19 protein-coding genes are annotated in these 19,047 nt (G+C 71.9%); 6 read left to right on the forward strand and 13 right to left on the reverse strand.

The features are described from left to right. Positions 1-166: 166 nt before the first annotated feature. The 5 genes from ACFU9P_RS06460 to afsQ1 all read right to left on the reverse strand — a co-directional run bounded on the left by ACFU9P_RS06460 (position 167) and on the right by afsQ1 (position 4,263). The gene (locus tag ACFU9P_RS06460) at positions 167-367 is read right to left on the reverse strand and encodes a PspC domain-containing protein (RefSeq protein ID WP_384078042.1); all 201 of its coding nucleotides are present in this window, start codon (positions 365-367) and stop codon (positions 167-169) included. Between the two features lie 93 nt (positions 368-460). Beyond that, positions 461-1,036, reverse strand: a complete 576-nt coding sequence (locus ACFU9P_RS06465) for a VanZ family protein (protein ID WP_376378775.1) — start codon at positions 1,034-1,036, stop codon at positions 461-463. A 151-nt stretch (positions 1,037-1,187) separates the two neighbouring features. Then, the gene (locus ACFU9P_RS06470; RefSeq protein WP_384078043.1) at positions 1,188-1,940 is read right to left on the reverse strand and encodes a hypothetical protein; all 753 of its coding nucleotides are present in this window, start codon (positions 1,938-1,940) and stop codon (positions 1,188-1,190) included. Positions 1,941-1,957: 17 nt separating this feature from the next. Continuing rightward, positions 1,958-3,688 (reverse strand): ATP-binding protein, encoded by a 1,731-nt coding sequence (locus ACFU9P_RS06475; protein WP_384078371.1) that lies wholly within the window; start codon positions 3,686-3,688, stop codon positions 1,958-1,960. Next, entirely contained in the window at positions 3,586-4,263 is a 678-nt protein-coding gene (gene afsQ1 / locus ACFU9P_RS06480) for a two-component system response regulator AfsQ1 (protein WP_079124961.1), read from the reverse strand. Before afsQ1 ends, ACFU9P_RS06475 begins: the two co-directional genes overlap by 103 nt. 258 nt (positions 4,264-4,521) lie before the next feature. Between afsQ1 and ACFU9P_RS06485 the strand changes: the two genes are divergently transcribed. Then, entirely contained in the window at positions 4,522-5,313 is a 792-nt protein-coding gene (locus ACFU9P_RS06485) for a SigE family RNA polymerase sigma factor (RefSeq protein ID WP_376378768.1), read from the forward strand. A gap of 209 nt (positions 5,314-5,522) precedes the next feature. On the opposite strand, the gene ACFU9P_RS06490 is transcribed toward ACFU9P_RS06485, so the two are convergent. After that, positions 5,523-6,170 carry a uridine kinase gene (locus ACFU9P_RS06490; protein ID WP_376378765.1) on the reverse strand — a complete coding sequence of 216 codons (648 nt, stop codon included), beginning with the start codon at positions 6,168-6,170 and terminating at the stop codon, positions 5,523-5,525. A 142-nt stretch (positions 6,171-6,312) separates the two neighbouring features. On the opposite strand from ACFU9P_RS06490, the gene ACFU9P_RS06495 reads away from it, so the two are divergent. After that, positions 6,313-6,762, forward strand: a complete 450-nt coding sequence (locus tag ACFU9P_RS06495; RefSeq protein WP_376378762.1) for a hypothetical protein — start codon at positions 6,313-6,315, stop codon at positions 6,760-6,762. A gap of 63 nt (positions 6,763-6,825) precedes the next feature. Here the strand turns inward: ACFU9P_RS06495 and ACFU9P_RS06500 are convergent, their stop codons facing one another. The 3 genes from ACFU9P_RS06500 to deoC are packed head-to-tail and all read right to left on the reverse strand — an operon-like array spanning position 6,826 to position 10,101. Further along, on the reverse strand, positions 6,826-7,719 hold the full coding sequence (locus ACFU9P_RS06500; RefSeq protein WP_384078044.1) for an aldehyde dehydrogenase family protein: 894 nt from the start codon (positions 7,717-7,719) through the stop codon (positions 6,826-6,828). After that, positions 7,712-9,148: an aldehyde dehydrogenase family protein gene (locus ACFU9P_RS06505; RefSeq protein ID WP_384078045.1), complete on the reverse strand. Its 1,437-nt coding sequence runs from the start codon at positions 9,146-9,148 to the stop codon at positions 7,712-7,714. The genes ACFU9P_RS06500 and ACFU9P_RS06505 overlap by 8 nt, the downstream gene beginning before the upstream one ends. Before the next feature lie 5 nt (positions 9,149-9,153). Continuing rightward, a complete protein-coding gene (gene deoC, locus ACFU9P_RS06510; RefSeq protein ID WP_384078372.1) occupies positions 9,154-10,101 on the reverse strand; it encodes a deoxyribose-phosphate aldolase in 948 nt (315 codons plus the stop codon). A gap of 207 nt (positions 10,102-10,308) precedes the next feature. On the opposite strand from deoC, the gene ACFU9P_RS06515 reads away from it, so the two are divergent. Together ACFU9P_RS06515 and ACFU9P_RS06520 are read left to right on the forward strand one after the other, a co-directional pair. After that, entirely contained in the window at positions 10,309-11,163 is an 855-nt protein-coding gene (locus ACFU9P_RS06515) for a PH domain-containing protein (RefSeq protein WP_376378753.1), read from the forward strand. A 153-nt stretch (positions 11,164-11,316) separates the two neighbouring features. After that, positions 11,317-11,751 (forward strand): VOC family protein, encoded by a 435-nt coding sequence (locus tag ACFU9P_RS06520; RefSeq protein WP_376378749.1) that lies wholly within the window; start codon positions 11,317-11,319, stop codon positions 11,749-11,751. A gap of 215 nt (positions 11,752-11,966) precedes the next feature. Here ACFU9P_RS06520 and ACFU9P_RS06525 read toward each other — a convergent pair whose 3' ends face one another. The 3 genes from ACFU9P_RS06525 to ACFU9P_RS06535 all read right to left on the reverse strand — a co-directional run bounded on the left by ACFU9P_RS06525 (position 11,967) and on the right by ACFU9P_RS06535 (position 15,236). Continuing rightward, positions 11,967-13,622 carry a phospho-sugar mutase gene (locus ACFU9P_RS06525; RefSeq protein ID WP_376378797.1) on the reverse strand — a complete coding sequence of 552 codons (1,656 nt, stop codon included), beginning with the start codon at positions 13,620-13,622 and terminating at the stop codon, positions 11,967-11,969. A 163-nt stretch (positions 13,623-13,785) separates the two neighbouring features. Next, the gene (locus ACFU9P_RS06530; RefSeq protein WP_376378746.1) at positions 13,786-14,613 is read right to left on the reverse strand and encodes a purine-nucleoside phosphorylase; all 828 of its coding nucleotides are present in this window, start codon (positions 14,611-14,613) and stop codon (positions 13,786-13,788) included. Positions 14,614-14,798: 185 nt separating this feature from the next. Continuing rightward, positions 14,799-15,236 carry a gamma-glutamylcyclotransferase gene (locus tag ACFU9P_RS06535; RefSeq protein WP_376378743.1) on the reverse strand — a complete coding sequence of 146 codons (438 nt, stop codon included), beginning with the start codon at positions 15,234-15,236 and terminating at the stop codon, positions 14,799-14,801. Between the two features lie 216 nt (positions 15,237-15,452). Here ACFU9P_RS06535 and ACFU9P_RS06540 point away from each other — a divergent pair, with 216 nt between their 5' ends. Both ACFU9P_RS06540 and ACFU9P_RS06545 read left to right on the forward strand, forming a co-directional pair. After that, positions 15,453-16,892, forward strand: a complete 1,440-nt coding sequence (locus tag ACFU9P_RS06540) for an NAD(P)H-quinone dehydrogenase (RefSeq protein ID WP_376378740.1) — start codon at positions 15,453-15,455, stop codon at positions 16,890-16,892. A 225-nt stretch (positions 16,893-17,117) separates the two neighbouring features. Further along, positions 17,118-18,113 (forward strand): DeoR/GlpR family DNA-binding transcription regulator, encoded by a 996-nt coding sequence (locus tag ACFU9P_RS06545; protein ID WP_376378794.1) that lies wholly within the window; start codon positions 17,118-17,120, stop codon positions 18,111-18,113. Between the two features lie 320 nt (positions 18,114-18,433). On the opposite strand, the gene ACFU9P_RS06550 is transcribed toward ACFU9P_RS06545, so the two are convergent. Then, positions 18,434-19,030 carry a TetR/AcrR family transcriptional regulator gene (locus ACFU9P_RS06550; protein WP_376378736.1) on the reverse strand — a complete coding sequence of 199 codons (597 nt, stop codon included), beginning with the start codon at positions 19,028-19,030 and terminating at the stop codon, positions 18,434-18,436. Positions 19,031-19,047 lie beyond the last annotated feature (17 nt).

Here is a 19,047-nt window from a genome sequence, read left to right on the forward strand (position 1 = left end):
ACGTCCTTCCAACCCTCCTCCCCGTGCCCGCGCCTCCCCACACCTCCCCCCTTTCTGGTTCTCCCCCCCTCTCCCCCCCCCCCCCCCCCCCCAACCGGTTATGCTCCCCCCCTCCTTCCCCCCCCCCCCCCACTTGTGCGTACGGAAGCCTGCGTACGAGCCCTGCCTACCAGGCGGTCGTCGTCGTCTTCTCCTCCGGCAGCAGCGCCCACAGCGCCAGATAGAGCAGGAACTGCGGGCCGGGCAGCAGGCACGAGAGCAGGAAGAACACACGAACCGTGTTCGCGGAGGTGTTGAAGCGCCGCGCCAGCGCCGCGCACACTCCGCCGATCATGCGTCCGTCACGAGGGCGGATCAATGCGGCCATGGTGGGCTCTCCTTGAAGACCTGTTGGGAGTCACTCCTTGTGGTGCTCCCGTTGTCTCCATGGTGCGGCGGGCGCCCCGCCCCGGGCGTCGCTCTACGGAGCGATGCCGACCCTGGGAATCGTCGGGGTCGCGCCCTGAGGGCCCTCGTCCCGGTGGACGGGCTCCGTGTCGTCCCCCCGGCGTACGGTCCCCCGTACCGTACGGGTACGCCTCCGCCGCCGCAGTCGGGCCCGGCCCGCGGGCACCAGCAGCAGATGCGCCAGCGCCACCCCGGCCGTATTGAGCAGCAGCGAGTCCACATCGACCACCCGGCCGGGGACGCCCGTCTGCAACAGCTCGATGCCCAGCGAGATCATCCCGCCCGCCGTGACCGTACGGGCCATGGAGGCCCAGCCGGAGACGGCGATCCTGCCCCCCGCCATCGGCAGCAGCACCCCGAGCGGCGCCAGCAGGAGCAGCCCTTCGGCGATCCGCCGCGCGCCGGCCACCGGTCCGAGCGCCAGATCCGCCTTGATGCCCGCCAGGGGCGTCAGATTGGCCGCGTGCACCCAGGGGACATCCAGTGGGCGGAGCGTCAGCCACCCCACCAGCAGCAGATGCAGCAGGAGGAGTACGAGCCCCGCCGTACGGAAGCGGATGACGGCGCTGCCGCCCGGACCTTGACGCACGTCCCCAAGGACGCGGCGGCCGGCGGAATCGGTTCCGCCGCTCGCACGTGATGCCCGTCATGAGACCGGAGTCACCCCGGCGGCGGTACGAACCGTACGGTCACGGGGCGCGGCGGTACGAACCGTCCGGCGGTATGACCCGGCCGTACGGTTACGGAGCGGAGCCCGGCCCCGATCCCGACCGCGGCCCGGAAGCGGACGCCGCCCCGGAAGCGGAACCCGCCCCGGACGCGGACGCCGCCGCTGCCCCGGACCCCGAAGGCTCCGGCGCGAGCGTCGGCACCGCGGTGTCCGGGTTGACCTTCGTCTCCCGGTCGCATCCGTAGGCGCGCGCCGGATAGTCGCCGGGCCCGCCCAGCACCACCGTCCCGTCCGTGACCTCGCTCTCCGCGAAGGTGCAGACGATCTGTGCCAGCGCCGTCGCCGGCAGGTCCTCGGGCTGGCGGCTCAGCCGCAGCGCGTCCGCGGGATCGCCCTTGCGGGGCGCGGAGAGAATCAGCGGACCCCGCACATAGGTGGTGAAGCCCGCCTCGCGCTCGCTCTTCGACGGCTGCGCCTGAAGCTCGTCGAGCAGGCCCTGCGCGATCTCCACCCGGTTGTCCGCCGCTTTCCCCTGCGGGATCCGCGCCGCGCGCTCCACCGAAGAAAGGCCGGAGGCGCAGGCGAGATAGATCCGTACCGGAACGCCGGGACGCGCTTGAGTGATCACGCTCTCACCGGCGACCTGGCAGGGCATCCGCGAGGGCGCGGGCCCGGCGTCCACCGGTACGGACGTGGTCCTGATGCCGCAGCCGACGGCGAGGACCGCCAGCGCGGCCACCCCCGCGAGGCGCCGCAGCGCGCCGGCCGTCCGGCCGCCGCCCGGGCCACCCCGCGCCGACCGCGTCCCGGTGCTTCGCGGCATCACGGTGCTCCTGAGCGTCACCGCGCGCCGCCTTCCTCGTCCGCTGCCCCGTCCTCGCCGTCCCGGTCGTGGTCCCGCGCCGCGGTCTCCGTACCGGGCTTCGCGCCGTCCTTCGGCAGCCGCAGCACGAACACCGCGCCGCCGCCCGGCACATTGGCCGCGGTGATGTCACCGCCGTGGATATGCGCGTTCTCCATCGCGATCGACAGCCCCAGACCGCTGCCGTCCGACCGCGGCCGTGAGGCGCTCGCCTTGTAGAACCGGTCGAAGACATGCGGCAGGACGTCTTCGGGGATGCCCGGGCCGTGGTCGCGTACCTCGATCACCAGCGAGCCGCTTTCCGTACGCACCGAGACCCGCACCGGCGAACCGCCGTGCTTGAGGGCGTTGCCGATCAGATTCGCCATGATCACATCGAGCCTGCGCGGATCGAGCCGCGCCATGATGCCCCGCTCGGCGTCCAGATCCACCGCGTCCAGCCAGGCCCGCGCGTCGATACAGGCCGTGACCTGGTCGGCGACATCGACATCGTCCAGCACGAGCCGGGCCGTACCCGCGTCAAAGCGGGTGACCTCCATCAGATTCTCCACCAGCACATTGAGCCGCCGGGTCTCGCTCACCACCAGTGTCACGGCGGGCGCGATCATCGGGTCGAGACTGTCCGCCTCGTCCTCCAGGACCTCGGTCACGGCGGTCAGCGCGGTCAGCGGCGTCCGCAGCTCATGCGACATGTCCGCGACGAAACGGCGGCTCGACTCCTCCCGCGCGCTCATGTCCGCGACCTTCTTCTGGAGCGACTCGGCGGCCTTGTTGAACGTACGCGACAGATCGGCCAGTTCGTCGGTCCCCGACACCCGCAGCCGGGTGTCGAGCTTGCCCTCCCCGAGCTGCCGCGCCGCCTCGCCGAGGCGCTGCACGGGCTTCAGTACGGTCGTGGCCGCGGCCTGCGCCAGCAGCGCCGAGCCGACCAGCGCGAGGGCCGTCGCGATACCCAGCGACCAGGCCAGCGAGTTCAGATCCGCCCGCTCCTGGTCCAGCGACTTGAAGAGATAGCCGGTCGGACCGCCCCCGATGATCCGCGTACCGCCCACCAGATACGGCGTACCGTCGCGCTCGGTGCGCAGCCAGAACACGTGGTACGGGTAGGCGTTCCCGGAGGTGATCTTCTGCTGGTTGTTGACCGCCTGCTGGAGCGACTCCGGTACGTCGTCCAGGGTGAAGGTGTCCGGGTCGGACACGCCGACTATCGGCTTGCCCTCGGCGCGCTCGCCCATCAGCAGCACGCTGTATCCGGCGCTGCCGCCCGCCATCTGCTCCGCCGTGCTCTGCAGCTCGCTCTGGCTCGGCCACAGCGGCAGCTCGGCCGCGCGGCTCTGCATCTTCTGCTGGAAGTCGTTGAGCGCCGAGTCCTGGGTACGGGTCAGCACGGCCTCGCGGTTGAGCCAGTACGCGATCCCCGACGCGGAGACCGCGGCGGTCAGCGCCACCGCGCCGAAGACCACCACGAGCCGCAGCCGCAGACTGGTCCAGCGCAGGCCCGCGAGGATCGCCTTCTTCGCGGCACCGCCCCGCGCCGCCGCGCCGGGCTCCGCCGATCCGTCGCGCCGCGGGCCTACGGCCGGCCCGTCCACGGCGGGTGGCGCACTCACGAAGGCGCGTCCAGCCGGTACCCGACGCCCCGTACCGTACGGATCAGGGTCGGCGAGGACGGTACGTCCTCCACCTTCGCCCGCAGGCGCTGCACACAGGCGTCCACCAGCCGCGAGTCGCCCAGATAGTCGTGCTCCCACACCAGCCGCAGAAGCTGCTGCCGGGACAGCGCCTGGCCGGGGCGGCGGCTCAGCTCCAGCAGCAGCCGCAGCTCGGTCGGGGTGAGCTGGAGGTCCTCGCCGTTCTTGGTGACCGTCATCGCCGACCGGTCGATCACCAGACCGCCGAAGGTCGCCGAGTCCGTGGACTCGCGCTCGCCGCGCCGCAGCACCGCGCGGATCCGCGCGTCCAGCACCCGGCCCTGCACCGGCTTCACCACATAGTCGTCGGCCCCGGACTCCAGACCGACCACCACGTCGATGTCGTCGCTGCGCGCGGTCAGCAGGATGATCGGCAACTGGTCGGTGCGCCTGATGCGCCGGCACACCTCGAAGCCGTCGATCCCGGGCAGCATCACGTCCAGCACGATCAGATCCGGCCGCTGCTCGCGCAACAGTTTCAGGCCGTCCTCTCCCGTCGCCGCGGTGGCCACCCGGTGGCCCTGGCGCGACAGCGAGAGTTCGAGGGCCGTGCGGATGGCGTCGTCGTCCTCGATCAGCAACAGGAAAGGCACGGAGGTCATTGTGTCCCATGGGGGACCGCAGTTCGACCGTTGGAGCGCTCCCATGCGTTCCGCACTGCCCTTCCGCTGTCCTTCCGTTCTCCTTCCGCACTGTCCGCGCAAGCACCACTGCCCCCTGTGACAGGCCTGTGACAGTCGGCGGACAGCGCCATGAAACTGCCCCGGCAAGCTTCTCGGCACAGGGGAAAACAAGACAGCCAAGCAAGACAGCCAAGACAGTAAGCAACTCCACATGACGGGGGGCGCGGGATGAACGCACTGCACGGCACGGCCTCGAACGCGGTGGTCACGCGTCTTCATGACGTCACAAGGAGCGGTGAGAAGTCCGGCGCCGTGAACGGGCGGGGGTGCGTTCGCGGCGCCGGGCGTCAGCACAAGCCGTCGTACATGACGGTGGTTGACGCGGACCGGGCGGCCGACGGGGGAGCGGGGGCAACCGGCGGGCCGGGGGCGACCGGGGGAGCCGCCGCGTACGGGGAGGCATCGGGGGAGCGGACGCTCCCGGCGCGGACGGCGGACGCCGAAGCGGCGTTCACCGCCTACGTCCAGGAGCGCCGCGCCTCCCTGTACGCCACCGCGTACCACCTCACCGGGGACCGGTTCGAGGCGGAGGACCTCCTCCAGAGCGCCCTCTTCTCGACGTACCGGGCCTGGGACAGGATCAGCGACAAGGCCGCGGTCGGCGGCTATCTGCGCCGGACCATGACCAATCTGCACATCAGCGCCTGGCGCAGGCGCAAGCTCAACGAATACCCGACGGAGGAGCTGCCGGAGACGGCGGGCGACACCGACGCGATGCGCGGCACGGAGCTGCGCGCGGTGCTCTGGCAGGCGCTCGCCCGGCTGCCGGAACTCCAGCGCACGATGCTGGTGCTGCGCTACTACGAGGGCCGCACCGACCCGGAGATCGCGGACATTCTCGGTATCAGTGTCGGCACGGTGAAGTCGAGCATCTGGCGGTCGCTCCGCCGGCTGCGCGAGGACGAGGTCCTCAGCTTCGGCCGTGACGAGGAGGAGTCCTTCGGCGAACTGGTCGCCTGAGGGCGGTAGGGGGAAAGACGGGGGAGTACGGGGGAAGGTGGGGGGCCCGCGGTCTCGGGGGAGACGGCGGGAGTACGGAGACAACGGGGGCTCACGGGGGAGCACGGAAAGGGCGGGACTGTACGGGACTGGGGGGTCCTGTACAGTCCCGCCTTTGCCGCTGAACCGCGGCCGCTCTCGCGGAGGTGGTTGCTCGCCGTAGGGGTTGCTCAATGGCCGCTTGCGGTAGGGGCGGCCGAGTCGCAGGTCTCCGCGGCAGCTTCTGCCGCGGCGATACGGGTCAGGGCTTCCGTACGGCCGCAGGGGTACGCTCCGAGGCCCGTCTGGCGGCCGACGATCGAGCGTTCGGCGCGCATCAGCCGCCAGCCGCGCCGGAGCAGGAACGGCACCGACTTCCGCCCCTCGCGCAGATCGCGCAGCAGCCGCCGCCGGAAGGTCGTCGAGGGCCGGCCGCGCAGACAGAGCGCGTCCGCCAGGACGCCCAACTCCCGGCAGCGCGCGACGATATCGGCGGCGAAGATGCCCTCCGCGAGGAACAGCGGGGTGTCCGCGAGATCGAGCGCCTCGGTGCCGGAGCGGGCGCTGGTGGCGATGGAGTAGACGGGCACGTGCGTACGGCCCGTACGGCACAGCTCCTCGATCGCCGCGACCGCGGCGTCCGCGTCCCAGGACAGGGCGGAGTCCCAGTCGATGTCCGTACTGTCCGGGACGAGCGGCAGCGTCGGGTCGTCGCCCTCCTTGTAGAAGTCGTCGAGGCGCAGCACGGGCAGGCCGGTGCGCGCGGCGAGGGAGGACTTGCCGGAACCGGAGGGACCCGCGAGCAGTACGACCCGGGCGGGGTGGGATGGGGAACTCACGGGACACCAGTGTGAGGCATGGACGGTTCCTCGTAACCCCCCGGGTACGGCCCGTTGGTGTGGCGTACCGCAACTCGACGACACCGCGTGTCGTTACGGTGACGGAACAGTCGACCGATCACCCGGCCAGGCAGGAAACCTCATGGCACGTCACACAGCTACTCCGTCCCCGAGTTCCTCGTCCCCGCGCGCTGCCCGCTCCCCGCACCGCGCTCTGCTGCGCGCCGGTCTGACCGTCACCGCGGCGGCGGGCGCGGCGCTCGGTCTGGGCGGTACGGCGGCGCAGGCGTCGTCGGCGCCGGACAACGACAGCCAGTTGGCGGCGGCGGGCACGGCCGCGACGCAGGGCCTCACCGGCGCGCTCACCCACTCCACCACCGGCGCCCTGACCCCGATCACCAAGCTCCGCCTCAATCCCCTTTCCGGCACCGGGGTCGACCCCCTGGACAACGCGGTGGGCACAAAGGTCGCCGACTTCAAACCCGTCTCCACCGCAGCCCTGACGGACCCCTTGACCAAGGGCACCGGCTCCCTCCAGGACTTTCCCCTGGTGGGCCCGGTCCTGGGCCTGCTCCTGCCCCCGCAGCCCTGACGACCAGCCCTGACCATTCGGGCAGCGGGGCGGGGCGCCCCGCTGCCGGAAGGTCCGGGAGGTTCAGTACGACGAGCCCGCGGCGCCCAGGGCGCCGGTGGGGTGCCAGACCGTTTTGGTTTCGAGGAATGCCGTGAGGCGGTGGGTGCCGGGGTCCCCGGTCCAGTCCGTGGGGCGGGGGCGGAGGACTCGTTTGAGGTTGTCCGCCGCCGCGATCTCCAGTTCCTTCGCCAGGACCTCGTCCGCGCCGGTCAGGTCGATGCCGTTCACGTCCTGGTGCGCGGCGAGCGGGGCCGCGATCTCCGCCGTACGGCCCGAGAGGACGTTGACCACACCGCCCGGCAGGTCCGACGTCGCCAGTACCTCGCCCAGGGACAGCGCAGGAAGCGGGGCGCGCTCGCTGGCGACGACCACCGCCGTATTGCCCGTGGCGATCAGCGGGGCGATCACCGAGACCAGCCCCAGGAACGACGAGTCCTGCGGCGCCAGCACCGTCACGACACCGGTCGGCTCCGGCGTGGAAAGGTTGAAGAACGGCCCCGCCACCGGATTCGCCCCGCCCACGACCTGTGCGATCTTGTCGGTCCACCCGGCGTACCAGACCCAGCGGTCCACCGCCGCGTCCACCGCCGCCGCTGCCTTCTGCTTCGACAGCCCCTCCGCGTCCGCGACTTCCCGTACGAACTGGCCCCTGCGCCCCTCCAGCATCTCCGCGACGCGGTACAGCACCTGGCCCCTGTTGTACGCCGTCGCCCCCGACCAGCCGCCGAACGCCTTGCGCGCCGCGACGACCGCGTCCCGGGCGTCCTTGCGGGAGGACAGCGGGGCGTTGGCCAGCCATTCGCCCTTGGAGTCGGTCACTTCGTACACCCGGCCGCTCTCACTGCGGGGGAACTTGCCCCCGACGTACAGCTTGTAGGTCTTGAAGACACTCAGCCGCGTCGTCGCCTCAGACATCGAGATACGCCTCCAGACCGTGGCGGCCGCCCTCGCGGCCGTACCCCGACTCCTTGTAGCCGCCGAACGGCGAGGTCGGGTCGAACTTGTTGAACGTATTGGCCCAGACGACACCCGCCCGGAGCCGGCTCGCCACCGCCAGGATCCGGGAGCCCTTCTCCGTCCAGATCCCCGCCGACAGGCCGTACTGCGTGTTGTTCGCCTTGGCCACGGCCTCCTCCGGCGTACGGAACGTCAGCACCGACAGCACCGGGCCGAAGATCTCGTCCCGCGCGATCGTGTGCGCCTGCGTCACGTTCGTGAAGAGCGTCGGCGCGAACCAGTAGCCGGACGACGGCAGTTCGCACTCCGGCGACCACCGCTCCGCGCCCTCCGCCTCGCCCGTCTCCGCCAGCGCGGTGATACGGGCGAGCTGCTCGGCCGAGTTGATCGCGCCCAGATCGGTGTTCTTGTCCAGCGGATCGCCGACCCGCAGCGTGGACAGCCGCCGCTTGAGCGAGTCCAGCACCTCCTCGTGCACCGACTCCTGTACGAGCAGCCGGGAGCCCGCGCAGCACACCTGGCCCTGGTTGAAGAAGATGCCGGTGACGATGCCCTCGACCGCCTGGTCGACCGGCGCGTCGTCGAAGACGATGTTGGCGCCCTTGCCGCCCAGTTCGAGCGTGACCCTCTTGTCCGTACCGGCGATCTCGCGCGCGATGGCCTTGCCGACGGCGGTGGAACCGGTGAAGGCCACCTTGTCGATGCCGGGGTGCGAGACCAGCGCCGCGCCCGTCGTGCCGTCACCGGTCACGATGTTGACGACGCCCTTGGGGAGCCCGGCCTGGCGGCAGATGTCCGCGAAGAAGAGCGCGGAGAGCGGGGTCGTCTCGGCGGGCTTCAGCACCACGGTGTTGCCGGTGGCCAGCGCCGGGGCGATCTTCCAGGCCAGCATGAGCAGCGGGAAGTTCCAGGGAATCACCTGGCCCGCGACCCCCAGCGGTCTCGGGTCCGCGCCGAACCCGGCGTGGCCGAGCTTGTCGGCCCACCCCGCGTAGTAGAAGAAGTGCGCCGCGACCAGCGGGAGATCGGTGTCGCGCGTCTCCCTGATCGGCTTGCCGTTGTCCAGGGTCTCCAGGACGGCCAGCTCGCGCGAGCGCTCCTGGATGATCCGGGCGATACGGAACAGATACTTGGCCCGCTCGGAACCCGGCAGCGTCGACCACTTCTCGAACGCCTTGCGCGCGGCCCCGACAGCCCGGTCGACATCCTCGGCGCTCCCGTGGGCGACCTCGGAGAGCACCTCCTCCGTCGCCGGGGACACCGTCTTGAAGACCTTCCCGCCGGCCGCCTCGGTGAACTCGCCGTCGATGAACAGCCCGTACGCCGGGGCGATGTCGACGACGGCGCGCGACTCGGGCGCGGGGGCGTACTCGAATACGGATGCCATGGTGATCAGTCCACCGTCACATAGTCGGGGCCGGAGTAGCGGCCGGTGCTGAGCTTCTGACGCTGCATCAGCAGATCGTTCAGCAGGCTGGAGGCGCCGAAGCGGAACCAGTGGCTGTCCAGCCAGTCCGCGCCCGCGGTCTCGTTGACCAGCACCAGGAACTTGACCGCGTCCTTGCTGGTACGGATACCGCCCGCGGGCTTCACCCCGATCTGGACGCCGGTCCGTGCGCGGAAGTCCCGTACGGCCTCCAGCATCAGCAGGGTGTTGGCGGGGGTGGCGTTGACCCCCACCTTGCCCGTCGACGTCTTGATGAAGTCGGCGCCGGCGAGCATGCCGAGCCAGGAGGCACGCCGGATGTTGTCGTACGTGGACAGCTCCCCGGTCTCGAAGATGACCTTGAGCCGGGCGGCCCCCGCGGCCTCCTTCACCGCGCGGATCTCCTCGTACACCTTGAGGTAGTGACCCGCGAGGAACGCGCCGCGGTCGATGACCATGTCGATCTCGTCCGCGCCCGCGGCGACGGCGTCCCGGGTGTCCGCGAGCTTCACCGCGAGGGAGGCGCGGCCTGCCGGGAAGGCGGTCGCGACGGAGGCGACCTTCACCGCGGACCCGGCGAGCGCGGCGACCGCGGTCTCCGCCATGTCCGGATACACACAGACGGCCGCGGTGGCGGGGGTCGTACGGTCGGTCGGGTCGGGCCGCTGTGCCTTGGCGGCGAGCGCCCGGACCTTGCCGGGGGTGTCCGCGCCTTCGAGTGTGGTCAGGTCGATCATGGAGATGGCCAGGTCGATGGCGTACGCCTTGGCCGTGGTCTTGATCGAACGCGTCCCGAGCGACGCGGCTCGCGCCTCCAGACCGACGGCGTCGACGCCGGGCAGCCCGTGCAGGAAACGGCGCAGCGCGCTGTCGGACGCGGCCACGTCGGCGAATGCGGGGGTGATGGTGGGCATGGTCACCAGATGAGCATATCTACGCGCGTAGCGACCTGTACAGGGGGCGGGTCGTTGTGAGGCCGAGCTGTGACCGGGGGCGGGGCGGGCTCGGGTCGGACGAGGGCCGGGGGCGGACCCGGGGAGGGGGCGGCCTGGGCCGGGCGGGGGACCGGGGACTTCGGGCGGCTTCGAGGGTCGGGGGCCGCGTACGGCAGAATCGGGCATATGACGAGTTCCGAGCCTGAGCGGTCCCGGCGGATGGTTGTGCCCGAGGGGGCGGAGCCCGCGCCTGGGGCGGAGTCGCCGCGCGCGGCGGAATCGACGCGTCCGGGTGGGGCGGGCCCCGAGCCCGCGCCGACGCCGGGGGCCGCGGCGGCGTCCGAGTCCGAGCCGGCATCCGGGCCCGAGTCCGCGCCCGGGGCTGCGGCGGCCTCCGCGGCCTCCGCGGCCTCCGCGGCGGCCGTGACCTACCGTGACCAGGTCTACCGGTCGACCGGCGGGATCTTCGGGGGCGTCGTGCTCCTGGGGGGCGTCGGCTGGCTGGGCGTGGACGCGCTGGTACAGGGCACCGGCCGCACCCCGTGGCTGGCCCTGGCCGGCCTGCTCTTCGCCGTACCGCTGATCGTCGCGTTCAGCCTGCGTCCGGCGGTCTTCGCGGGCGAGGACCGGCTGCGGATCAGGAACCCGTTCCGGACGGTCGTACTGCCATGGGCGACGGTGACCGGGATACGGGCCGCGTACTCGTGCGAGGTGTTCACGGAGGGGGCGGGGAAGTTCCAGCTCTGGGCGGTGCCGGTGTCGCTGCGCCAGCGGAACCGGGCGAACCGGTACCAGGACCGTGTGGCGCGGCAGGGTTCGTCGGCGGGTTCGGCGGCGGGCGGGCCGGCGGCGGGCCGGACGGCGGTCGACCCGGTGCGCCTGGCGGTGGCGGACCGGGCGGTGGCGGACCTGCGGTCCCTGGCGGCGCGGGCGGAATCCCGCGCGACGGCTCGGGGGGCGGTGTCGGTGCGGTGGGCGTACGAGGTCCTGGCCCCGACGGCGGCGGGCGCGGTGCTGCTGGCGGTGCTGCTGGCGCTGTAGCCCGGGGCGCGCCCCGGCTGCCGCTTGCCCTCGATCGCCGGACGGGCTTGTCCTCGCGCCCCCGGCACGGTGTCCGACCGGTCCGGCGTATCAGCCGGCAGTCTCTCCTCCGCCTCAGCCGCGGCTGTCAGAGGTGTGCAATACGGTTCTGCCATGGCAGCCAGAATCGATCTGACCCTTGATTGCACAGACGCGAAGCTCCTGGCCGGGTTCTGGAAGACGGCGCTGGGGTATGTGGACGAGCCGCCGCCGGCTCCCTTCAGAACCCGCGAGGAGTGGCTCGCGCAGTTCGACCTCCCGGAGGGCGAATCCGCGGATGACGCCGCGTGGCTCTGTGATCCGGACGGCGCCGGACCCCGGCTCTCCATCCTCAAGGTCCCCGAGCCGAAGACCGCGAAGAACCGGCTCCATATCGACGTCCGGGTGCCGGGACACGGCAGCCCCGATGAGAAGTGGGCGCGGATCAGGGCGGAGTCCGAGCGGCTGGTGAAGGCGGGCGGGGCCGTCCTGGAGGAGTTCGAGGGGCACCATGTGGTGATGGCCGACCCGGAGGGCAACGAGTTCTGCGTCGCCGCGGCCCCGGCTTGAGGCCGACGCGGTGCGGGGCGCGTGTCTTGACCGGGCCCGCCCGGTCGGCCGGTTCGTCCTCAATCGCCGGACGGGCTTCGATGTGGGCCCGCATCGGGCTGGTCCCCGGCGCCGGGGTGGGCGGTTCCGTCCTCAATCGCCGGACGGGCTGGATTTTGCGCCCCCGCGCCCCGGGTGGGCCCGGCGGGAGCACCGCACTCGCACCGCGTCCCGCGTCAAATCCCCGCTGCCACCGCCAGCCCCCTCTTGAGCTCCGCCAGTACCTCCCTCGCCTCCCCCCTCGCCCCTGCCAGCGCCGTTGCGTCCGTCACCGGGATCACGACCTCCAGGTAGCACTTGAGCTTCGGCTCCGTGCCGCTCGGGCGGACGATGACGCGGGCTCGGTACGCGCCCGCGAGGTGGTAGCGGAGGCCGTCCGTCGGGGGGAGGGTGGGGGTGCCGGCGGTGAGGTCCTCCGTGGAGACGACGGACAGGCCCGCCAGCTCCACCGGCGGACGCTCCCGCAGCCGCCGCATCGCGTCGGCGATCAGTGACAGGTCCTTGACGCGGACCGAGAGCTGGTCGGTCGCGTGCAGGCCGTGCGTGACGGCCAGGTCGTCCAGGAGGTCGGTCAGCGTACGGCCCTGCGCCTTCAGTTCGGACGCCAGCTCCGCCACCAGCAGCGCCGCCGTGATCCCGTCCTTGTCCTTCACGCCCTCGGGGTCGACGCAGTACCCGAGCGCCTCCTCGTACCCGTACCGCAGCCCCTCGACCCGGGCGATCCACTTGAAGCCGGTCAGCGTCTCCTCGTACCCCAGCTCCGCAGCCTCGGCGATCCGGCCGAGCAGCGACGACGAGACGATCGACTCGGCGAAGGTGCCGCGCGCGCCCTTGTGGACGAGGTGCGCGGCGAGCAGCGCGCCGGTCTCGTCGCCGCTGAGCATCCGCCAGCCCGCGCCGCCGTCGGCGGTCTCGTCCGGCACGGCCACCGCGCAGCGGTCCGCGTCCGGGTCATTCGCGATGACCAGGTCGGGCTGGACGCGCCGGGCCGTCGCGAAGGCCAGGTCCATCGCGCCGGGCTCCTCCGGGTTCGGGAACGCGACGGTCGGGAACGCCGGATCCGGCTCGGCCTGCTCCGGCACCGGGACCGGCGCCGGGAAGCCGGCCCGCGCGAAGGCCGCCAGGAGGGTTTCCGTACCGACGCCGTGCAGCGCCGTGTGGACGGTCCGGGCGGTACGGGGGGTGCCGGGCGTCAGGACCGTGTCCGTACGTTCCAGATACGCCGTCAGGACCTCCTCCCCGAGGATCTTCCAGCCGCCGTCCGGACGCGGTACGGAAGCGAGCGGGCCGACCGCGTCGATCCGGGCCGCGATCTCGCCGTCCGCTGGCGGCACGATCTGTGAGCCGCCGCCCAGATAGACCTTGTAGCCGTTGTCCCGGGGCGGGTTGTGGCTCGCGGTGACCTCCACTCCGGCCACGGCCCCCAAGTGCCGTACGGCGAAGGCCAGTACGGGGGTGGGCAGCGGCCGGGGCAGCACGGCCGCGCGCAGCCCCGCGCCGGTCATCACGGCCGCGGTGTCCCGCGCGAAGTCCGCCGACCTGTAGCGGGCGTCGTAGCCGATGACGACCAGCCCGCCCCCGTCGCCGCGGTTGTTCAGATACTCGGCCAGGCCGGCCGCGGCCCGGATGACCACGGCCCGGTTCATCCGCATGGGCCCGGCGCCCAGCTCCCCGCGCAGCCCGGCCGTGCCGAAGCGCAGGGTGCCGGAGAACCGTTCGGTGAGCGAGTCCAGATCCCCGGCCTCGATGATCCGGGCGAGTTCCTCGCGGGTCTCGCCGTCCGGGTCCTCGGCCAGCCAGGCCCTGGCCCGGGTGATGACGTCCTGCTCCATGGGGTCCTGCTGCTGCACGGTAGGGGGAACCTCCTTGCGCCTGAACCGGCGCCGCTCTCGCGGAGGTGGTTGGTCTCCGCTTCGGTTGCTCAATGCCTGGTTGACGCGGTACGGGGACCGGCCGGCAGTCCCGGCCTGGTGTCCTTCCCCGCCCGGGCCGCGCTCAGACGCGTTCGAGCACCCGGGCCAGCAGCGCGCCCATCTGCGTCGCCGAGTCACGGCCCGCCTGGAGGACCTCCTCGTGGTTGAGGGGCTCGCCCGACAGGCCCGCGGCCAGATTGGTGACCAGCGAGATCCCCAGCACCTCGGCGCCCGCCTCGCGCGCCGCGATGGCCTCCAGGACCGTGGACATGCCGACGAGATCGCCGCCCATCACCCGGACCATATTGATCTCGGCGGGCGTCTCGTAGTGCGGCCCGGGGAACTGTACGTACACCCCCTCCTCCAGCTCCGGGTCGATCTCCTTGCACAGCGCGCGCAGCCGCGGCGAGTACAGATCGGTCAGATCCACGAAGTTCGCGCCGACGATCGGCGAGACGGCCGTCAGATTGATGTGGTCGCTGATCAGTACGGGCTGGCCCGGGCGCATGCCCTCGCGCAGCCCGCCGCAGCCGTTGGTCAGGACGACGGTCTTGCAGCCCGCGGCGACGGCGGTACGGACCCCGTGCGCCACCGCCGCCACATCGCGGCCCTCGTAGTAGTGCGTACGGCCGAGGAAGACCAGGGCGCGCTTGTCGGCGATCTTGTACGAGCGGATCAGCCCGCCGTGGCCCGCCACGGCGGGCGCGGGGAACCCCGGCAGCTCGGTCACGGGGAACTCCGCCTCGGGCTCGCCGAGCGCTTCGACGGCCGGTGCCCAGCCGGAGCCCATCACAAGGACGACGTCATGGGTCTCGGCGCCGGTCAGCTCGCGCAGGCGCGCGGCGGCGGCGCCTGCGGCGGCCAGGGGGTCGGGTCCGTCGGCGTTGGCCGGGATAACAGATGCGTTCACGCGGATGAGGGTAGCCGGTCATTCCCTACGCGCGTAGATGATGTCCACATGCTCTTGACATCGTTGTGCTGTCGTTTCCGACAAAAGAGGTCACCGCATGGGTCCGTACGAGTGGCCGGGTGTCCGGTCCGTGCCGGTATGTCCGTCGGTTTCCGGCCGGATGCGCATCGCTTCCGGACGCCGGCTCAGCAGGGGCGCTTGCGCAGTTCCATCACATAGTCGTGCGGGGCTCCCGCCGATTCCGCCGCGTCCGCCAGCTCGCCCAGATAGCGGGCGGAGGGCAGCCCGCCCTCGTACGCGTTCAGTACGTACATCCAGGCCGGCTCCTCGCCGTCCAGGGTGTGTACGCGGATCCGCATCCGGCGGTATATGTCGAGCCCCACGCCCTCCCAGCGGTCCATGGAGTCCTCGTCCATCGGGGCGATGTCGTACAGCGCGACGAAGACCTGCGAGCGCGGCGCCTCCACCACCGTGACCAGCGCGCCCTCCCAGCCCATCTGCTCGCCGCCGAAGGTGAGCCGCCAGCCGTTGAGCCAGCCGGTGCCGCGCAGCGGGGAATGCGGGGCGCGGCGGGTCATCAGCCGCGCGTCGAGGTTGCCGGCGTACGCGGCGTAGAGCGACATGAGGTTGAGGGTACGGGAGGTGCGGGCGTGGCCGACGGTCCACCGGCCCGGGGGGTCCCGGATGGCGCCCGGGGGTTTCCCGATGGAGGGCCCCGGGGGGAAGCTGGGGTGAGCGTACGGGACACTGGAGTACGTACTGCATCCCCCGGGGGCTCCCCCGGAACCCCGGCCGGGGTGGCAGACGGGCCGGGTTGACAACGCGAGGCGGATTTTTTCGTGACCCGGATCGTGATCATCGGTGGCGGACCCGGCGGCTATGAGGCGGCCCTGGTCGGAGCCCAGCTCGGCGCGGAGGTGACCGTCGTGGACTGCGACGGCCTCGGCGGGGCGTCGGTGCTCACCGACTGCGTGCCGTCGAAGACCCTCATCGCCACGGCCGAGGTGATGACCACCTTCGACTCCTCGTACGAGGAGCTGGGCATCATCGTCGCGGACGACACGCCTCCGCTGGAGCGGTCGGCCCGCGTCGTCGGCGTCGACCTCGGCAAGGTCAACCGGCGGGTGAAGCGGCTCGCGCTCGCCCAGTCCCACGACATCACCGCCTCCGTCACCCGGGCGGGCGCGCGCGTCATGCGCGGCCGTGGCCGGCTCGACGGGCGGCAGGCCGTGGACGGCTCGCGCCAGGTGATCGTGACCGCGGCCGACGGCAGCGAGGAGTCGCTCACCGCCGACGCCGTGCTGATCGCCACCGGCGCGCACCCCCGGGAGATCCCGGACGCGCGGCCGGACGGCGAGCGCATCCTCAACTGGACGCAGGTGTACGACCTGGACGAGCTGCCCGAGGAACTGATCGTGGTCGGCTCCGGTGTGACGGGCGCCGAGTTCGCCGGTGCTTACCAGGCCCTGGGCTCGCGCGTCACCCTCGTCTCCTCCCGCGACCGGGTGCTGCCCGGCGAGGACCCGGACGCCGCCGCCGTACTGGAGGACGTCTTCCGGCGCCGGGGCATGAACGTGATGTCCCGCTCCCGCGCCGAGGCCGCCAAGCGGGTCGGCGACCGGGTCGAGGTCACCCTCTCCGACGGGCGGATCATCTCCGGTACGCACTGTCTGATGGCGGTCGGCGCGATACCGAACACCGCGGGCATGGGACTGGAGGAGGCCGGGGTCGTCCTCAAGGAGTCCGGCCACATCAAGACCGACCGGGTCTCCCGTACCTCCGCGCCGGGCGTCTACGCCGCCGGGGATGTCACCGGGATCTTCGCGCTCGCCTCGGTCGCGGCCATGCAGGGCCGGATCGCGATGTACCACTTCCTCGGCGACGCGGTCGCGCCGCTCAACCTCAAGACCGTCTCGTCGAACGTCTTCACCGACCCCGAGATCGCGACCGTCGGCTACAGCCAGGCGGACGTCGACAGCGGCCGGATCGACGCGCGGGTCGTCAAGCTGCCGCTGCTGCGGAACGCGCGCGCCAAGATGCAGGGCGTCAGGGACGGCTTCGTCAAGATATTCGCCCGGCCCGGTACGGGCATCGTCGTCGGCGGGGTGGTCGTCGCCCCGCGCGCGAGCGAGCTGATCCACCCCATCTCGCTCGCCGTCGACAACAGTCTGACCGTCGAGCAGATCGCCAACGCCTTCACCGTGTATCCGTCGCTGTCGGGCTCGATCGCCGAGGTGGCACGGCAGTTGCACACGCGAAAGACGGCGGAAGAGGGCTGAGCCCGCGGGGCCGGGCGGCCCCGTACGGGGTGCTGCCGGGGCTCTCGCCCAGGCCCGGGTGGCGGTTCTGTCCGGTGTGGATCACCTTCGTGTCGGCGTATACCACTTCGTGTGCTCGTCTGAGTACAACTTCTGTTATTCGGCGCAAACTGCTGAAAGCAGACGGTCGTTGGGGTTACTGTCAGTTTCGTGTTCGCTGCAGAACGTCGCCAATTGATCCTCGAAATGGTGCGCGCCAACGGAGCCGTGTCGCTCCGGGAGCTCGCCCGCGTCGTCCAGACCTCCGAAGTGACCGTACGGCGGGACGTGCGGGCGCTGGAGGCGGAAGGACTCCTCGACCGCCGGCACGGCGGTGCGGTATTGCCGGGCGGATTCACGCGAGAATCCGGCTTTCCGCAAAAGTCCCATCTCGCAACGGCGGAGAAGACGGCCATCGCCGACCTCGCCGCGAGCTTCGTCGAAGAGGGCGAGGCCGTGGTGGTCGGCGCCGGTACGACCACGCAGGAGCTGGCGCGCCGGCTCGCGCGGATCCCCGGGCTGACCGTTGTCACCAACTCCCTGCTGGTCGCGCAGGCGCTGGCCCATGCCAACCGGGTCGAGGTCGTCATGACCGGCGGCACGCTGCGCGGTTCGAACTACGCGCTGGTCGGCAGCGGGGCGGAGCAGTCGCTCCAGGGGCTGCGGGTCACCCGCGCGTTCCTCTCGGGGAGCGGGCTGACGGCCGAGCGCGGTCTCTCCACGTCCAACATGCTGTCGGCGAGCGTCGACCGGGCGCTGGTGCAGGCGGCGGCGGAGGTCGTGGTGCTGGCCGACCACACGAAGCTCGGTACGGACACGATGTTCCAGACGGTGCCCACGGATCTGATCAGCCGGCTGGTGACGGACGAGCCGCCGGCGCATGACGATCGGGCGGGTACGGAGCTTCAGGCGCTGGCGGACCAGGGTGTGCAGGTCGCGGTGGCGGGAGCGGGGGTGGGCGCGGGTTCCGTCGGCGCGGGCCCGGGGTCGCCGTCTTCCGGCGGTGGCCCGTCGGCCGACGCGCCGCCTCCGGCCCGCCAGCCGCGCCGGGACGTCCCGGTCCCGGGCCAGCGCCGCACGCACGGGGGCGCCCAGGGAGGCCCGGCGGGCGGCTCCGGCGCGCAACTGCGCAGCGCACCGACCTCACTGACGCCGGACCCGACGGAGCGGGCGGCCCGCGTGGCAGACCTCCGCCGCAGATAGCCGGGGCCGTCCGGAGTACGGGTTCGTCCTCAATCGCCGGACGGGCTTGATTTTGCGCACCCGGCACCGGCGCTGACCGTTCCGTCCTCAATCGCCGGACGGGCTTGAATGTGGGCCCGCATCCGACGGAGACCCGATCACGTACCGGCGCCCCCGCCCTGCAAGGCGCCCGGCATCAGGCGCCGCCCAGCAAAACCAAGCCCGTCCGGCGATTGAGGACGGAACCGGTGGCCCCGGTGCGGGGCGCCTTTCGGTTGGGCTTCTGCCCGCAGGGCAAGAACAAGCCCGTCCGGCGATTGAGGACGACGCCCGGTGCGGGGCTACGCGTGGGGTTTCAGGCCTGTCAGGGTGAGGTTCAGGAGGCGGTCCGCGAGCTCCGGGGCCGATGGGGACTGCTCCGCCGCCAGCGCGATCGCGTTCGTGAGCTGCATCAGGTCGTCGATCGACACCTCCGCCCGCACATGCCCCGCCCGCTGCGCCCGTACCAGCAGCCGTTCCCCCGCCGCCCGTAGCGGCACGCTGCACTCCGACAGTGCCGAACTCTGGTCGTACGAGACCGACATCAGGGCGCGCGACAGCCCCCGGTACTCGCCCGCGTGCGTGATCAGGGCGCGCAGCCACTCGACCAGGGACGCGCAGGGCGGGTCGGCCCGGGAGAGTTCGTGGGAGCGTTCCAACAGCGAGGCCAGGGCCTCCTGGAAGACCGCGTTCAGCAGCGCGTGGCGGTTGGGGAAGTGCCGGTAGAGCGTGCCGATGCCCACGCCCGCCCGGCGCGCGATGTCCTCCAGCGAGGCGTCCGTACCGTGCTCCGCGAAGCACGCACGCGCCTCGGCCAGCAGCCGTTCGTAGTTGCGGCGCGCGTCCGCGCGCATGGGCCGCGGTGTCTGGGCCGTACTCGTCGCCGTACTCGTCGCCATTCGCGGTCCTCCTCCCA

Origin of the sequence: Streptomyces sp. NPDC057617, from assembly GCF_042800555.1 — a bacterium.
In the GTDB taxonomy this organism is placed as follows: domain Bacteria; phylum Actinomycetota; class Actinomycetes; order Streptomycetales; family Streptomycetaceae; genus Streptomyces.

Bases quoted from the DNA above. Each gene is read 5' to 3' on its own strand.
- ACFU9P_RS06550 (WP_376378736.1), bottom strand. From the start codon at position 19,030: ATGGCGACGAGTACGGCGACGAGTACGGCCCAGACACCGCGGCCCATG.
- ACFU9P_RS06505 (WP_384078045.1), bottom strand. From the start codon at position 9,148: ATGGCATCCGTATTCGAGTACGCCCCCGCGCCCGAGTCGCGCGCCGTC.
- ACFU9P_RS06520 (WP_376378749.1), top strand. From the start codon at position 11,317: ATGGCAGCCAGAATCGATCTGACCCTTGATTGCACAGACGCGAAGCTC.
- ACFU9P_RS06515 (WP_376378753.1), top strand. From the start codon at position 10,309: ATGACGAGTTCCGAGCCTGAGCGGTCCCGGCGGATGGTTGTGCCCGAG.
- ACFU9P_RS06545 (WP_376378794.1), top strand. From the start codon at position 17,118: ATGGTGCGCGCCAACGGAGCCGTGTCGCTCCGGGAGCTCGCCCGCGTC.
- ACFU9P_RS06485 (WP_376378768.1), top strand. From the start codon at position 4,522: ATGAACGCACTGCACGGCACGGCCTCGAACGCGGTGGTCACGCGTCTT.
- ACFU9P_RS06535 (WP_376378743.1), bottom strand. From the start codon at position 15,236: ATGTCGCTCTACGCCGCGTACGCCGGCAACCTCGACGCGCGGCTGATG.
- ACFU9P_RS06500 (WP_384078044.1), bottom strand. From the start codon at position 7,719: ATGTCTGAGGCGACGACGCGGCTGAGTGTCTTCAAGACCTACAAGCTG.
- ACFU9P_RS06460 (WP_384078042.1), bottom strand. From the start codon at position 367: ATGGCCGCATTGATCCGCCCTCGTGACGGACGCATGATCGGCGGAGTG.
- ACFU9P_RS06470 (WP_384078043.1), bottom strand. From the start codon at position 1,940: ATGCCGCGAAGCACCGGGACGCGGTCGGCGCGGGGTGGCCCGGGCGGC.
- ACFU9P_RS06495 (WP_376378762.1), top strand. From the start codon at position 6,313: ATGGCACGTCACACAGCTACTCCGTCCCCGAGTTCCTCGTCCCCGCGC.
- ACFU9P_RS06525 (WP_376378797.1), bottom strand. From the start codon at position 13,622: ATGGAGCAGGACGTCATCACCCGGGCCAGGGCCTGGCTGGCCGAGGAC.
- deoC (WP_384078372.1), bottom strand. From the start codon at position 10,101: ATGCCCACCATCACCCCCGCATTCGCCGACGTGGCCGCGTCCGACAGC.